General features: G+C 49.7%; 12 protein-coding genes. 3 read left to right on the top strand and 9 right to left on the bottom strand.

Features of this window, described 5'->3' with window-relative positions:
- Window positions 1-385: 385 nt before the first annotated feature.
- From ilvB to H6G00_RS05335, 5 genes are all read right to left on the bottom strand, one after another.
- Window positions 386-2,287: a biosynthetic-type acetolactate synthase large subunit gene (ilvB, locus tag H6G00_RS05355; protein WP_190795936.1), complete on the bottom strand. Its 1,902-nt coding sequence runs from the start codon at window positions 2,285-2,287 to the stop codon at window positions 386-388.
- A gap of 198 nt (window positions 2,288-2,485) precedes the next feature.
- Window positions 2,486-3,139, bottom strand: coding sequence for a hypothetical protein (locus H6G00_RS05350; RefSeq protein ID WP_190795935.1), 654 nt, complete (start codon window positions 3,137-3,139; stop codon window positions 2,486-2,488).
- Between the two features lie 5 nt (window positions 3,140-3,144).
- Window positions 3,145-4,611: a glycosyltransferase family 2 protein gene (locus H6G00_RS05345; protein WP_190795934.1), complete on the bottom strand. Its 1,467-nt coding sequence runs from the start codon at window positions 4,609-4,611 to the stop codon at window positions 3,145-3,147.
- Between the two features lie 154 nt (window positions 4,612-4,765).
- A complete protein-coding gene (locus H6G00_RS05340) occupies window positions 4,766-6,205 on the bottom strand; it encodes an acyltransferase (protein WP_190795933.1) in 1,440 nt (479 codons plus the stop codon).
- A gap of 631 nt (window positions 6,206-6,836) precedes the next feature.
- Window positions 6,837-9,119 carry a bifunctional (p)ppGpp synthetase/guanosine-3',5'-bis(diphosphate) 3'-pyrophosphohydrolase gene (locus tag H6G00_RS05335; protein ID WP_190795932.1) on the bottom strand — a complete coding sequence of 761 codons (2,283 nt, stop codon included), beginning with the start codon at window positions 9,117-9,119 and terminating at the stop codon, window positions 6,837-6,839.
- Window positions 9,120-9,489: 370 nt separating this feature from the next.
- Between H6G00_RS05335 and patD the strand changes: the two genes are divergently transcribed.
- The 3 genes from patD to H6G00_RS05320 all read left to right on the top strand — a co-directional run bounded on the left by patD (window position 9,490) and on the right by H6G00_RS05320 (window position 11,985).
- Window positions 9,490-9,852, top strand: coding sequence for a heterocyst frequency control protein PatD (gene patD, locus H6G00_RS05330; RefSeq protein WP_190643446.1), 363 nt, complete (start codon window positions 9,490-9,492; stop codon window positions 9,850-9,852).
- 50 nt (window positions 9,853-9,902) lie between these two features.
- On the top strand, window positions 9,903-10,457 hold the full coding sequence (locus tag H6G00_RS05325) for a zf-TFIIB domain-containing protein (RefSeq protein WP_190643445.1): 555 nt from the start codon (window positions 9,903-9,905) through the stop codon (window positions 10,455-10,457).
- 157 nt (window positions 10,458-10,614) lie between these two features.
- Entirely contained in the window at window positions 10,615-11,985 is a 1,371-nt protein-coding gene (locus tag H6G00_RS05320) for a GH1 family beta-glucosidase (RefSeq protein WP_190795931.1), read from the top strand.
- Here H6G00_RS05320 and cax read toward each other — a convergent pair.
- From cax to H6G00_RS05300, 4 genes are all read right to left on the bottom strand, one after another.
- On the bottom strand, window positions 11,982-13,085 hold the full coding sequence (gene cax / locus H6G00_RS05315; protein ID WP_190643443.1) for a calcium/proton exchanger: 1,104 nt from the start codon (window positions 13,083-13,085) through the stop codon (window positions 11,982-11,984). The two genes, H6G00_RS05320 and cax, sit on opposite strands and share 4 nt — an antisense overlap.
- A 180-nt stretch (window positions 13,086-13,265) precedes the next feature.
- Window positions 13,266-13,589: an RNA-binding protein gene (locus H6G00_RS05310; protein WP_190643442.1), complete on the bottom strand. Its 324-nt coding sequence runs from the start codon at window positions 13,587-13,589 to the stop codon at window positions 13,266-13,268.
- Window positions 13,590-13,872: 283 nt separating this feature from the next.
- A complete protein-coding gene (locus tag H6G00_RS05305) occupies window positions 13,873-14,337 on the bottom strand; it encodes an ABA4-like family protein (RefSeq protein WP_190643441.1) in 465 nt (154 codons plus the stop codon).
- Window positions 14,338-14,408: 71 nt separating this feature from the next.
- Window positions 14,409-16,127, bottom strand: coding sequence for a diflavin flavoprotein (locus tag H6G00_RS05300; protein ID WP_190795930.1), 1,719 nt, complete (start codon window positions 16,125-16,127; stop codon window positions 14,409-14,411).
- Between the last annotated feature and the right edge of the window lie 261 nt (window positions 16,128-16,388).

The following is a 16,388-nucleotide window of genomic DNA, read 5'->3' as shown; positions in this document are numbered from 1 at the left end:
ACAGGTTCTCAACAGGGCTGCTCGAATTAACAATACTCAAGTATCCAGGTAATGTAACAAGTAAACTACTAAATTTCCCAAAATTTCCGATTAAACTCTAGCCTTTCGGAAAAACTCTGAGGTTTTGCGACCAGGAGAAATGCTGGAGCAGCAGCTTGCCCTTGCACAAAGAATAGGCTGCCTGCTTTCTGAGAACTTCTTTGATTGCTTTGGGTCGTTTAGCGAGGTAGATGATGCCTAGTGCGAATCTAATGCAGACCCGACAAACTAAATAATTACACGATAATCGCTGATTTCAGCAAAATCTTGCCCACAAAATTAGAAGGGGTACCTCTAAGAGATACCCCGATTTGATGATTTAGTTTCGCGCTGAATCCAGTAGTTCCTAAATTTTGGTGCCGCACTTGGGGCAGAAGTTATGAGTCGCCGAGTTCTCGGTGCCACAGCTGCTACATGGGATCACGTCAGGCTGCTGCTTTGACTTAGGACGCTCTGGTAGACCGATCATTTGGGCATTGCTCTTGCCAGGGGCAACCATAGGGTAGCAGTTTTCATCTTTTTTGACGCGGATATCCATCAGCACAGGACCGTCGTGAGCCAGCATTTCGGCGATCGCCCCCTCCAACTGATCCCGCTCAGTCACAATCATGCCCTTGATCCCAAATGCTTGAGCCAGGATGACGAAATCTGGCATCCCAATTTCCATGTTGGAAGAAGAGTACCGTTCTCCGTAGAATGCTTGCTGCCACTGGCGCACCATCCCCTGCCAGCCGTTGTTAAGAATCACGGTCTTGACGTTGATCCCATACTGAGAAAGCGTTGCAAGCTCTTGTAAGTTCATTTGGAAGCTGGAGTCGCCGCTCACGCAGATCACCTGCTCATCAGGTAGTGCCACCTTTACACCCATTGCAGCGGGCATTCCAAAGCCCATCGTGCCCAGACCTGCACTAGAGATCCAGCGACGCGGTCCATTTTTGAGAAACTGCGCGGCCCACATTTGATGCTGCCCCACATCAGTGGTGTAGTAAGCATCAGGAGCTTGACGGTTGAGTTCGACAATAACTTCCTGAGGGGCAATACTGTCTGGGTAGCTGGGCACCACTAGCGGATAGTCCTCTCGCCAGCGGTTTATCCGACCGAGCCATGCTTGCGTCAGGCTGGGATCAGCCGGAATGCCGTCTTCCAGGTCACGGCGCAGCAGATCGGTTAGTACCTGTCGCACATCTCCCACAATCGGCACATCAGGAGTGCGATTTTTGCCCACTTCAGCGGGATCAATGTCAATGTGAATGACTTTGGCATGAGAAGCAAATTCATCAAGCTTGCCCGTGACGCGATCATCAAACCGCGCCCCAACCGCAATCAGCAAGTCACACTCACTCACCGCAAAGTTGGCGTAGGCTGTGCCGTGCATCCCCAACATGCCAACGGAGAGAGGATGGTTTTCGTCAAAGATACCTTTGCCCATCAGAGTTGTAGTAACGGGCAACTGAAAGCGTTCTGCCAGGGTGTGAATCTCAGCATGGGCCTCAGCTGCGATCGCTCCACCGCCCACATACAGTAGCGGCTGCTTTGCCTGCCGAAGCAGCTTCAACGCCTGACTCAGCTGACGCGGATTCCCCTTCACCGTAGGACGATAGCCGGGTAGCTTAACACTTCCGGGTTCCACAGGGGTGTAGTCAAATTCTTGCAGCCCAATGTCCTTTGGCACATCGATCAAAACTGGTCCTGGACGACCCGAACGGGCAATGTAAAACGCTTCTGCCACAATCCGCGCCATATCCTGGGGATCGCGCACCACATAGGAGTGCTTGACGATGGGCAGCGTAATGCCGTAGATATCTGTCTCCTGGAAAGCATCACTGCCAATCGCAGTACTGGGAACCTGCCCAGTCACAATCACCATTGGAATCGAGTCCATCTGTGCTGTCGCAATGCCTGTAACCAGGTTGGTCGCACCAGGACCAGAAGTGCCAAAGCAAACGCCAACTTGTCCAGTTGCCCGTGCGTAGCCGTCCGCCGCATGGGAGGCTCCCTGCTCGTGTCTGACCAGGATGTGCTGAATGCCGCCAGCTGCCTCTGCTCGATAAAGCTCGTCATAAATCGGTAAAATTGCGCCGCCGGGGTAGCCAAAAATGTGCTTTACCCCATGACGCTTCAGGCTATCAATTAAAGCAAATGCGCCAGTTGCGCGAACTGCTGTCGGTTTGGGAAAGGGAATTGTGGACGCAGACGTAGTTTGAGCAGGTGCAGCAATTTGGGAACGCACAGGGAAAACCTCACGCATAGCTTAGATCTGTATCTAATGATGCACTAAATCGTTAATGATCCAGTCTAGTTCTGATACTAGCTCCTGTCGAGAGTTGTAGAGTTATCTCGCTCAATGTCGCTCAGAGTGCTAAAACCTCTTGCAGGCTCGGGTTTTGACGTTTAAGCAAGGCTTGAACGGAGTGATGCAGTTTGTCAGTGTTTTTTGACTTAAAAATCAGCCCGTCAGTCTGGAATCAATTTGACGAGTTAGCAGGTCGATCAAAAATGCGGCAGCAGTGATAGGGGCTCGGCGGGGGCTGTTAGGAAACAGAGATGGCGATTGCTCCTCCCCTTTAAGCTGATACCCCCAAACGGTTTGGGGCGATCGCCATAGTTCTAGATGCGGTACGGGTGGGTCAGCATAAAAACTTTCTGCTGCCGCACCCAAAGGCGCTGAACTCCAGTGCGTAAAGAAATCGTGGCTCAGGCGGTATAGCGGAAATTCACCCCTCAGAGGTACACCCCAACCATCCACTGCAATAAATGCTTTCACCTGTCCACCTGATCGCTGCCAGGTTCGGGCTGCCCCAATTGCCCCGACGACTCCAGCACTAAAACTGAGAAAAACTAAAGAAGCATGAGAGGAACTCGGTAATAGATTCGTGGATAGATTTTGATCAGGCTGTTCTGAATTCTTGCAAGGTTTCCCTATCCACGCGTAGAGCGTTTCTAGAATGTGAAATGCGGAGTAGGGGGGATAGCGATCGGATGGAAAAATGAAGTAGTTCGTTAATTCTCTCAGAGGTGTCCGAGTGACATCTTCTAGACCTGCCAAAAAGCTCGCAGTTAGCTCTGGTGGATGAATTCCCGGACAAATAATTAGGCTCATAAAAGTCAGGAACTCGAACTCGAACTCGAAGCCAAAACTGGCTCTGGTTGGGGTGTGGGTTTGCGACTATGCTGCTTGCCTCTGGGAGTAATTAGCCAATTGTTGTTGCCGTGTAGGTGATCGTATAGCCCCACAATCGCAATCATATTTTTGAAGGTGATATACGGGAAAAACAACAGCATGTGCTTGATGTAATAGGTCACTGGGTAGCGCACAAAAGCGATCTTTGCTGTTGCTAAAGTTTGATAAATCCCGCTAAACACCGCCACAACTGTACTCAAAAATAGATACTGATTGTCAGAAGATTCAAATGAGCCCTGATAAAGGAACAGACTTAGGACAATCGGAATAATTTGGATGGCAGTTATGGAATAAAGCTCACAAAAATAGAGTAAATAAGTCCAGTAAACCTTTTGCCACAGACTTAGTTTAGGCGATCGCCAGACTCGGCGCTGATATTTGAGGCTAACTTCTAACCATCCCTGTGCCCAGCGTTTGCGCTGAAACCAAAAAGATTGTCCATCAACAGGCGCAAGCTCCGTGGTGATGATGCTGCGGTCATGCAAAATGCGATAGCCGTTTAGCAAGGTTCGCAGTGAAGCATCGATGTCTTCAGTCAGCATCATTGGGTTAAAGCGGATCTGCTTTAACACCGAGGTACGCCAGTAGCCGTTTGAGCCACCAAAAATGCTGGAGTCTGTCAAGAAAGATTTGGCAGGATGGCTAATCCCATAAAGCGTCTCAAATTCTATCGCGACGTTTTCGGTCAGCAGGTTTTGACTATGGTTACGAATAATGTTGCGTCCTTGAATTACGTCGTAGCCCCGCTCAATCCAACGCCAGGCCCGAAAGAAGCAATCTGGAGCAGGATGATGGTCTGCATCCAACACACACGCAACTTCACCCGTAACAATATCTAATGCAGCATTGAGGTTTTCGGCTTTGGAGCGACTGCCCTCAACTCGCAACAAACGTAACTCCGGATAAGACTGAGCAAGACTGTGCAGGTCATCTTCCACAGGCAGGTCTATCGGCGTGTTGTAGGTGAGAATCACTTCTAACCCACCTTCAGGACGCTGTACGTTGAGCAAGATGTGCCTGAGTGTATCTAGGATGATCGACTGCTCGTTAGGCAGATAGGCCGCAATCAAAAACGAGCAACGCGGCGTGGGCCGCTTTGGCTCGGGGAGTCTGGAGCCACCCATCCCTAACAGTGATTTGGTGCGTTGGTGAAATTGCCCCAATCCTGACTTGACGTTGTACTGGTCTGTGGCAAAGCGGCGAAATAGGGCGTTGGTGGTTTCTGCAATGATGATCAATGCACTAGCCATATAGAAGGTGGCGATCGCCATGTGCAAGTTCATCAAATCCCATCCTCCTACTCGCAAACAGTAGTAAAAGATGGTGGGGACACCAATCAACACAACGTGGGTATAAATCAGCTTGTGTAGCTCGATTGTCCACTTCGTCACTTAGTTACCCTCCGGAGGTTTTTTAGATAAATCTTGAATCGACAGGTGTTTGATGGCTAGAGGAGGTGAAAAGAAAAGGTGAGGGAAGAAGGTGCCTAGTAAAGTCGGTTCAGGGACATAGAATGCGACAAAAAAATAATAGTGTGAGGAGTAACTAAGAGAGTGAGTTGTATTTGGAGCCATTGCGACTGATTGAGGAGTCGTTCAAGGAGGAGTGGGTGTCCGGTTCCAGGTCATCCTCGTTTAGCCACAAAATTCTTTGACCATCAGTAATCTGACAGAGAAAAACCTCCTTGTCGTCTAGCAGTCGCTCTATTTTTATCACGGTCCAGCCTGCTTCGTTCCGATATCGGACGCGATCGCCAACCTGAGGCAACCAGGACCGAATTTGAATCTTGGGGGCGATCGTCAGCACATAGTCAAGGTCACGCAGTATCCCCATGACCACTCGCTGAAGCAGCGGAGTCGCATGGTCTGCCACCATAGCCAAAAGTAGCGTTGCGACAATCATGGCTGGCAGCAGCAGCCAGTACAACACGCGGCTATCTTCAACCACCAGATTGATGGTTCGATCCAGCACAAAATCGTGGATCAGAAAGTAGCTGTAGCTGTGTGCCCCCAGCCAAAGCATCGTTGATTTAGCGAGGCGAATTTGTGCTAAAGCCTGAAATGCCACCATGCAGCAAAGGGTTAGACCAATCGGCAGCAGCAAATCAGCAAATACCCAGCCCAGGCGCGAAAACTGGCAGATGAAACCCATTACGTAAAACAGGATGCCAAATCCCAGCACCCATCGTGTCGGCCAAAACAGTGGCCCTTGCCCCGCGCGGTAAGCCCGTGCCACCACCATGCCTAGAACAAAGGTGCTGAGCTTAGCAATAAACGGTAGAAATGGCAGCCAATCTGTGGCTGTATCTAGAACAACATAAGTGGGATGTCCGTCAAATTTGTAAACTGCTAGTGCCCGATAGCCAATCGTTAAAGCAAGGCTGACAATCAGCAAATTGCGAGATCCCCACCGCCGGAGCAGATGCCACAGGAAAGGGAAAATCAGGGCAAAACTGAGAATGAGAGGCACAAACCACCAGGGTCCACTGCTCTTTAGCAGCAGTTCGCCGGAGTACTCAAACAGCAGCGGAAAGCTAGCACCCGCGAAAACGTACCACAAGTCGGGTCTGTAGCTGTTTGTTGCGATTCCAATTGCCCATAGGAAGGGGTAAGACAACCAAGCAACTGTCCAAAGGGGCCAGAGAATCCGTAAAAGCCGATGCTGCAAAAAACTGCCGACTTCTAAGGGTTTCCCTTTTAAGGACAACACCAAACTAAATCCGCTGATTAAAATGAAGACATCAACAAACTGAAACCCAAACCAGGCTGGAAAGCTAAGAATATAAGTTAGCAAGTTGTGCCCCAAGCGATCGCTTGCTACCTCAATCAAGCGAAGATTCGCAGCTAAGCCCAATGGTTTTGGGGTAAATGCATAGTCTGTAAACAGAAGCTGAGCGTGATAAACCAGAAGCATCACTGCGGCAAAAATCCGAATTCCTTCTAGCCACGCTAACCGTTGTGATGATGAGCCTTTCACAGCAGCCATAGATCCTTACACCTCTTCAAGAAGGGCTTAAATTTGGCAGTACAAGCTGTCTGGAAAAACTTGCATTTCCAGACACCAAATGCGGCTACTTGCGCTAAAAGACCAAACTCGAAGCTAATTGGGTTAAACGGTTTGAACTAAATCAATCTGAAGCCAGGATTTGAGACTAAAAGATACAAAATCTCAATGACAAGCTGGTTTCAAAACAGCCTCTTTGTGCAAACAAAAGGGCGACCCTACTTGGCTGAGAAAAACTCTCAGCATCTACTCACATATGCTTTTCTAGAAAATTGTTACGGTTCATAACGGGTCTTCTCGCTAATTCGTCACTTGTAACAAAAATACGTGTATATTACATCACTCCGAAGTTGTACATATTTCTTCATGTGTTGATGAAGAATAATTGAAGAATAATACCATTTTTCCTTTGGACTGCTAAGTTTCCAGTCCGCGACCGCTGAAAAGTATTGCTTATCACCCTTGGTGAAATTTTTGGGGACAAACAAACAGCAGTAGCAGGCACAACCCCCTGCCAAAGCGAAGGGAATTAGTTCAATTGCTTCTGCTAGCGAACAGAGAGTGCTAGCGGAGCGCTTCGTCTCTACAAAATCTTGAAACCTAACGGCGGTTTCTAATCATCAACCTCACTGATGCGGCGCAGGTTGATGACATCGCTCATTTTGCGAATTTGAGTGAAGGTGCGATCGAGCTGCTGATGATCGCGAATGTCAATTCCCAAATCGATAATGGCGGTCTGCCCAGGAATGGTTTTAACTTGAGCACTGCGAACATTAATGTCGTGATCGGTGAGGCGAGACAGAATATCTTTAAGCACACCCACTCGATCAATCACTTCAATCTGAATTTGCACCAGGTAGGTGTGGACGCGACTGCCATTTGTAACGGTTGAATTCCAGCTAACGGGAATCAGGCGATCGCCCGGAATGCTCTCCGTATTTTGGCAGCCCTGCCGATGAATTGAGATGCCGCGACTGCTGAGGGTGACAACACCGATAATAGACTCACCTGGTACTGGGTTGCAGCAGCGGGCCAGGTGGTAAAGCAACCCTTCTACGCCAGTAATGGGGGAGTCAGACGGACGTGTGACTGGACGAGGGGCAGCGGTTGTACTGCTGGGCAATAAGACCATCTTGCCATCATCTACTTCAATCGCAGGCGCGATCGGTTGCTGGGCTTTAATGGCTTCTCTGATCCGGTTTACCACCAGATTGAGCGTCATTTCCCCGTAGCCTAGAGCAGCCAGCAGGTCTTCTACAGACTGGTAGTTACATCGCTCTGCCGCACTTTGCATCGGATCAGATTTGAGTAAGGCCTCAAAGCCCTTTTTACCTAGCTCTTTCTCTAACATCTCCCGTCCGCGCAGGATGTTTTCGTCACGGTGCGATCGCTTGTACCACTGACGAATTCGGTTTCGTGCCCCCGTCGTCACCGCAAAATTGAGCCAATCTAGACTAGGACGAGAATTTTTCTGGGTAATGATTTCGACGATGTCGCCATTTTTCAATGGAGTGTCCAGGGTGACAATTCGACCGTTGACTCGTGCCCCAGCGCAATGATTGCCAATCTCAGTGTGAATGCGATAGGCAAAGTCCACAGACGTCGCACCCCGACTCAGCGGCACCACGTCTCCGTGGGGCGTAAACACATAAACATCATCGTCAAATAGATTGTCCTTAACGCTTTCCAGGTATTCCTGGGCATCTTTAAGGTCACTCTGCCAGTCCAGCAGTTGTCGTAGCCAGGTAAATTTTTCATCTTCAGCAGTCATTCTAGAACTGCTGCCGCCCGTCTCTTTGTATTTCCAGTGAGCTGCAATCCCGTATTCTGCAACGTGGTGCATTTCCAACGTACGAATCTGCACCTCAACGGGTCTGCCTGTGTTACCGATGACTACCGTGTGCAGCGATTGATAGCGGTTTGGTTTCGGCAAGCCGATGTAGTCCTTAAACCGACCAGGAATGGGGCGAAATGCATCATGGACAACGGCTAAGGCGCGATAACATTCATCATTGTTTTCGACGATCATCCGGATTGCAGCAACATCATAAATGTCGTGGAACTCTTTCTGCTGCCGCTGCATCTTTTGGTAGATGCCATAGAGATGCTTGGGGCGACCGCTGATGTCATGACAGTGAACCCCCAGTTCCTCAAGGCGATCGCGCAACAGGGCTGCAACTCGTTCTAACCGCGCTTCTCGATCAGCTCGCTTGTCGCTGACAAACTGCTGCATCTCGCGATAAGCTTCGGGCTCCAAATATTTAAACGCCAGATCCTCAAGTTCCCACTTAAACCGACCGATCCCCAATCGGTTTGCGAGAGGGGCAAAAATTTCTCGCGTCTCTAAAGCAATACGGCGGCGTTTGTCGTCCGGTAGGTGTTCGAGCGTCCGCATATTGTGCAAGCGGTCTGCCAGCTTAACGACAATGACACGAATGTCTTGTGCCATTGCCAGAAACATCCGGCGAAAATTTTCTGCCTGACGCTCTTTCTTACTGGAAAAGTTGAATTTTGAGAGCTTGGTCACGCCGTCTACCAAACGCCGCACTTCAACTCCAAATCGCTGCTCAATTTCTTCGGGGGTTACCTCTGTATCCTCTACCACGTCGTGCAAAAAGCCCGCCGCAATCATGACAGGACTGCCGCCTAAATCTCGCAACAGCCCTGCAACGGCGATCGGGTGGCAAATGTAAGGTTCACCAGAGGCACGATATTGACCTTCGTGAAGACTGTAACCAAATTCAAATGCCCGACAAATTAACCCCGCATCAACCGGGGAGTCACTTGAATCACCACTACTGGAACTGGCACCGTCACTTCGCGTCCGCAGGCATTCTTGTAGCCAGCTGGGCAAATTCAAGCTGATAGGGAAGGGGGTAGTAGCCGTCACGTTCATGCTGTCACGCTTTAAGAGCTTGGAGGGCTCTGGAGTAGATGTTTGCTGATTCTACGGTATTTAATGTGATTTAGTATACAAACCGATGAAGCAGGTTTTAGTCCGCTTCAAATCTGGTGTGCTGCTGGAGAAGGCAGCTAGTAAAGTTAAAAAGTTTCTTCTAGAGAAAAACCTTGGCGTCTAGCCAGGTCACGATGATAGAGAAGTTCTACCAGAACTATGCTGGAGTCTCGTGAAACTGCTGCTTGATTTTACAGTTCACCTTAAAATGCAAAACTTTGAAGTCCCTGTTCTACTAATATATACAAACTTCTTTACGTCTGAGCCTGATTCAGAAGTTCTAATTCAAATTAGACCTTAGAGGTGTTTTATGTTGTCGGGCTTGTCTTATCAACACTATCAACAGTTTCAAAATGCGCTGCGGCAGCTAAAGCTCACGGTAACTCGGTCGAACCCTGACCTTGCTTCGCTTCATGCCGATTTTTTGGAGGTGCAGCAAATGTTTCAATTGCGAATCATGGGGACAGATTTGGATCAAATTGATCCGGCGGTGGTGTCGCAGGTGCAGTCTTATCAGACAGAGATTAATAAGCAGATGCGGCTGTTAGGGATGGATGTGATGTTCTTGCAGGCAGCCCGTCAGCCCACTACAGCCCAGCAAAGACAAGCTCAAATGAGCGATCGCATTGTTACCCTGATCCGCTATTGCGATGCTCTGTTGGGGTCCGAGTAGTGCTAAAAATGTCATGATTTTGTGAAAAGAATTTGATTGGAGAAGTCGCTGTGCAGTGCCCTAAAGATAAGAAAGTAACCCTAACCGAGAGTCGCTTGTCCAGCGAACTGCCAGTGCAGTGTTGCCCTGACTGCAAGGGAACCTGGATTCCGGCTGAGGAATATCAGTCTTGGCAAAATCGCCAGCCCCGTTCAAATTCCTACCCAATGCCTAAAACGTTGGATGTCGATTACGTGCAGTCTCCGTTCGATACAAAAGCTGCTCTTTGCCCAGAATGCAACTGTTATTTGGCGCGGGCTAGAGTTGGGCTAAAAACTCCGTTTTATGTAGAGCGCTGTCCCAACTGTCATGGCATCTGGTGCGATCGCGGCGAGTGGGATGTTCTAGAGAAATTGGGGCTACACACCTCAATCGAGCAGCTTTTTTCTAGCGAATGGCAGGCACGGGTAAAAGAACGAGAATACGCTGCCCGCGAACGCCGTGCCACTGTCGAAAAATTGGGCGAAGATTTGGCTGAAAAAGTATTTGAACTAGCAGAATTACTGGAAAATCATCCTAACGGCGATTTTGGCGTAGCTTATTTGATGCGACGGTTTGATAAATAGGGGTTGGGGATTGGGGACTCGGGGTTGGAGTTAGGAATTAGAAATAGCGACAGATGCAGGAGTGACATCTGGCAAAATTAGAGGTGGCGAACTAACATGAGCCAGGATTCAGTCTTTCCTAACTCCCAATCCCTAATCCCTAACCCCCAAGCTCCTCATGCCCAGCTATCAATTTCCTGACTCCTTCCTTTGGGGATCTGCAACTGCCTCTTATCAGATTGAGGGAGCGGTCAAAGAAGATGGGCGCAAACCTGGTGTTTGGGATACGTTCAGTGCGAAATGGGGCCGAGTGATAGATCGGCAGACGGGGGCGATCGCCTGTGACCATTACCATCGCTACCCAGAGGATGTGAAGCTAATGGCAGACTTGGGGATCAAGCACTATCGCTTTAGCATTGCCTGGCCACGAATCATCCCTGATGGGCGGGGAGCGGTGAACGAAGCGGGGGTGGACTTCTACAGACGGCTAGTAGACTGCCTGCGGGATCACGGGATTACCCCACACGCCACGCTGTTTCATTGGGATAGTCCTCAAGCATTGGAGGAGCGGTATGGCTCTTGGCGCAGTCGAGAGATGGCGCGAGATTACGCTGATTATGTGACGGCAGTGGTAACGCGACTGGGCGATCGCATCACTCACTGGATGACAATTAACGAAATTCCCTGCTTTACCCACATGGGCTACGGCACCAAGCAACCGCCCCACGCTCCTGGAACCGTTGTCAAAACTTGGAAGGAAGTTTGGCAAACGTCTCATCACGCACTGCTGGCACACGGGTTAGGCTGTCAGGCAATTCGGGCAGCTTCTCCAGTTGCCTGCTCGGTGGTGTTAGTGGATAATCCTGCTGTAACGGTGCCCGTTGACGAATCGCCTGCTAACGTGGCTGCTGCTCAAAAAGCCTTTCCCACCTGCGGTCAAAACGGTGGAATCACTTTTCCGGCGCTGACGGGTGCCTACAGTCCCGCCATGCTAGAGCAGCTTGGGGATCAGGCTCCCGATATTCAGGATGGCGACTTGGCAACTATTCACCAACCGCTCGATGCTATCGGGTTAAACATTTACACCGGAACTTACGTCCGAGCGGCGGACAATCCGCAAGGGTACGAACTGCTCAGCTTTCCTAAAAGCTATCCTCGACTGCACATGCCCTGGCTGCATGTTGTGCCGGATGCGCTGTACTGGGGCATTCGCCATGTCAGCGAAACGTTGTGTCGGGCAGATCTGCCCGTGCTAATTACAGAAAACGGCTGTGCGGCTGAAGATGAGTTGACTCGCCAGGGAGAGGTGCTGGATTGCGATCGCATCCTCTACCTGCGCGAATATCTCAAAGCCGTTCACCGAGCCGCTAGCGAAAACTATCCCATCCGAGGCTATTTTGTCTGGAGCCTGATGGACAACTTTGAGTGGGCATGGGGCTACAGCCGCCGCTTTGGAATTACCTACGTAGATTACAAAACCCAGGCTCGGATTCCTAAATCCAGCTTCAACTGGTACGCCGAGTGCATTCGGCAAAATCGAGTGGTTTAGCCAATGCCTTCAATAATGGGATGGAAGAAGAATGCAAGCCCCAGGATCGCGTAGGCAGCTAAGAGCAAAGTTCCTTCCAACCAGTTCGATCGCCCATCCGAGCTAATCGAGTTGGCAATGAGTACCGCGACCGCGACTGCAACTAACTCAAATGGATTGAAATCTAGATCCATCGGTTGTCCCATTGCCCAACCTGCCAGCACCAGCACAGGTGCAACAAATAGAGCGATTTGCAGGCTGGACCCGACTGCAACCGAAACAGACAAATCCATTTTGTTTTTGATTGCCACCGTTACGGCTGTCGCATGTTCAGCCGCATTGCCAATAATAGGTAGCACAATCACCCCCGTAAACAGTTCCGTTAGCCCTAAGCCAGAGGTAGCTTCTTCAAGCGAACCGACTAAAAACTCAGATTCGATCGCCACAAATACTGTAGCAACGAGCAATACCACCACCCAAAGCCACAAATTTGGCTTTTCTGCGTGTCCTGCCTCACCTGCCTCGCCTGCCTCAAATTCAGCTTCTCCGACATCACATAGATAGCTGTGAGTTTTCATCGAAAACAGCAGGGTCAACCCGTAAACCAAAATCAACACGATCGCCACTGCAACAGACAAACGTTGCTGCGTTACTTCATCAATCCCGCTGGAGGTGAAATTTACTGCCGTAGGCAGCAACATCGCAATCACCGCCAAATTCATGGACGACGCATTCACCCTAGCTACCACAGGCTGAAAGCTCTGCTCCTTAAACCGCAACCCACCCAACAGCATCGCAAGACCCATCACCAATAGCAGGTTGCCAATGATCGATCCGGTGATACTCGCTTTGACCACGTTCACCAGTCCGGCTCGCAATGCAACTAAAGCGATAATCAGTTCTGTCGCATTTCCAAAAGTCGCATTCAACAGTCCTCCCAGTGTAGAACCTGCAACCACAGCGATTTCCTCGGTTGCCGCACCCATCCAAGCTGCCAGTGGCAGAATGGCAATGCTTGCAGTCACAAACACTGCAACTGCCCCCCATTCCAAATAGTGAGCCACGATTGAAATCGGCACAAAAACCAACAGGACAGTGAAAATCAAGTTCTTTGTTGACATGCAAGTCTCTAACCTTTTGGAAATGAACGAAGAACTATCGCTTGGCTAAACAGAAACCGCTGTAAACCTCACGCAGTTAGCATTAGACCATATTACTTCGCAGAAAATTGCCGTCCTGGAAAAGACAAAAAAAAGGAAGGCTAAACCCTCCCTCTTTTCTGCCCTAACTTAAACGTGTGCTTAGAAGTTGCGAGAATAATTACCGCTCTTATTGCCCCAACCGCCGCCGCCGCCACCAGAGCGTCTATCGTTACTTCCTTCTTCGCGGGGTTTGGCTTTGTTGACGCGAAGGCTGCGCCCCATCCATTCAGCGCCGTCTAGCGCCTCGATCGCTGCATCTTCTTCTGCCTCAGCAGACATTTCGACGAATCCAAAGCCACGAGGACGGCCTGTTTCTCGATCGGTAGGTAGGTGTACTCGTTGAACGGTACCATACTCCGCAAAAACAGTACTCAGATCATCCTGAGTAACATCGTAGGAAAGGTTACCTACATAAATTGACATGGAATATCTCCAGAACTTGAGAAAAAGGGTGTAGAGAGAACTTGATCCGGAGAGTAGCCTGTCATACTGAAAGCCAACACTGCAACCGAATTCATACTCGGCTAGTAGTCTAACACAACCGATTCAATCGGCAAGGTTTCAAAGTTTTGGATTGATTAATATCGCAGTCCTAAGTTAGTTGTGAAGTGAGTGGTTCATGAGAGGCAAACCCCCAAGGAATGCGCCTCTTATCACCTATTTCGGCTTGCCATTTTTTTCTAAAAGGCCGTTTTGCAAAGCTATGTTAAGTTGCTGGGTCGGGACTGGTTTCGTCAGCTGTAGTGACTTTGGAAGAGAAAAATTGACTAATCCAGTGAGTGAGGATGTGAGAGAGCAGACCTAGAGGACCTGCAAACAGGCAAAGAATGAGAGAGTGAACCGTCCAAACGCCTGTCCGCTGACCTTCCCCGTAAATCCAGCGACCTACAAATAAATCCATCACTAGAAAATGAACCCAACCTGTTGCAGCAACCTGTTCACTCGAAAATAGGCGAGCAATGTCAGCCAGTTGAGGGTTAGAGAAATCTTGAGCAGTTTCAGGAGTAATGCTGCCTGCAAACAAGTAAACGTATAAGCTGGCCAGCACCACAAATGGCAGAAAAGACTGCATGACTTTGCGAGTCACGCCCCAGTTGGGCAATAGGATCATCAGCGCCCAAAAGGGCAGGACAAAAAGGTTGGCAACGTTAAAGAGGAGGTCGAGAGACATAAGGGAGAAATGAGGAACGAATAGTAGGTGGGAAGTAGTAGGGAAGACCTTGCTTTTACCGATCACCTACCTTAATAGTGAGTGCCTGTTTTGCGATGATGGATAGCGGTTTTGGCTTCGGGGTCTAGCACTTTACCGCGATCGACCGTGGCGTAAACGACCCAATGATCACCACATTCCATGCGTCCACTCACGGAGCATTCTAAATAGGCAGAAGCCTGATTGAGAATTGGTGAGCCATTTGGTGCTGTATCTGTATCTACATCGACGAAGCGATCTTCTGCTGGGGCAAAGGGTTTAAGGAAGTGTTTCATTAAGCCCAGGTGTTTCCCTTCTGCCAAGATGTTGAGAACAAAGGAAGTGCCAGGATACAGCAAGGACTCGATCGCCCGCTCTTTTGCAACCGCAATCGTAAGTCCGGGTGGGTTAAACGTAGCTTGAGAAACCCAGGAAGCTAGCATGGCACTGGCAACATCGCCTTGTTTAGTGGTGACGATGCAAAGCGAACCCACGATGCGTCCAACGGCTTGTTCTAAAGTGGTGGCGGGTTGGCGTGGCTCTCGTACTTTTTTCGCTTTTTTGAGAGCTTGGGCGAAGTCTGTACCAGCTTCTTCGCAGTATTTTAGGGTTACGTCGGTGGGTGTGAACTTAACACGAATGGGGTCAAAGCCAAACCGAAAACCAGCATCCTTTAGCTTCCCTTCGAGCAAATCGATCGCTTCCCCGCTCCAGCCAAAGGAGCCGAATACGCCCGCCAATTTGTCTTGCGGCACGGTGGAGAGAATCAGACCCAGAGCGGTTTGGATTTGGGTTGGAGCATGTCCGCCCAAAGTTGGAGAGCCGATCGCAAAACCATTGCACTTTTCCAGGGCAGTCTGAATTTCGGTCGATTCAGCCGCTTCACAGTTAATTGATTCGATGGCGACTCCGGCTTTGGTGACGCCACGGGCGATCGCCTGAGCAATGGTTGCGGTGTTGCCATAGGCAGAGGCATACAGCAAGGCGACAGATAGATCTTGAGCCTTTTGCTGCTGGCTCCAGTTTTGGTAAGCGTGCGTCAACTCGGTAAATCCATAACGCACCAGCGGACCATGACCCGGCGCGTAAAATTTGACCGTGAAGGGAGCAATTTTTTCCAGTGCTGTGGTGACCTGACGAGCATTGGGAGCCATCAGACAGTCATAGTAATAGCGACGGTCTTCGCTCAATACAGACCAGCCTTCGTCAAACACCTGATCGCCACAGACATGCGCTCCAAAGAACTTATCTGTATATAAAATTTGGGTCTTGCTGTCGTAGGTGCAAAGGCTGTCGGGATAGCGCGGACTGGGGGTAGGAATGAAGCTCAACTGGTGTCCTTTGCCCAAATCAAGGACTTCGTCAGGCGTTCCGCGCATGATGCTAATGGTAAGCGGCACGTCTGGCAATGCAGAACGGAGGGCGATCGCCCCTGGATTTGAGCAAACAAAAGTAATCTGAGGTGCCAGTTCTAAAAGCACCTTCAGCGTTGCCGCTCGGTTAGGGTTGACGTGCCCCAAAATGACGTAGTTTATCTGCTTGGGGTCAACGTGACGCTGTAGCGCAGCCAAATAGATTTCAGTAAATGATTCACCGGGTGGGTCAACAATCGCAATCTGGTCTGCCGCAATCAAAAAAGAGTTAGCGGTCGTGCCTCGCTCCAAAGCATACTCAATCTCGAACCGGAGTCGATTCCAACTGCGCGATCGCAAAATCGTCGTATCCAGAGCGATCGGCAAAACCTGCACATCCCTCGGCTTTGACTCTGACATAAACACCTCATCAGCTAAGCAGTTGAAACCACAGCAGCACTGGTGGCAAGATTCATTCCTCCTCACTTTATCGTCAAATGGAGATATCGATGGGGGATGGTTGATTTGCAATACTTTCAGCTCTCAGAAGCATTGCAAATCAAAAGCGAATGTTTCCTCTAAGGGCGTAGCATTCGGCAGGTCAACCCCGGAACAGACCAAAAATTTCTGCCCGAATGTCACGCTTCGACAAAGCCCTGGGTTACACCAGACTCCTCAAAC

Source organism: Leptolyngbya sp. FACHB-541 (assembly GCF_014695875.1).
In the GTDB taxonomy this organism is placed as follows: domain Bacteria; phylum Cyanobacteriota; class Cyanobacteriia; order Elainellales; family Elainellaceae; genus JAAUTN01.
This window is presented reverse-complemented; position numbering and strand designations above follow the sequence as displayed.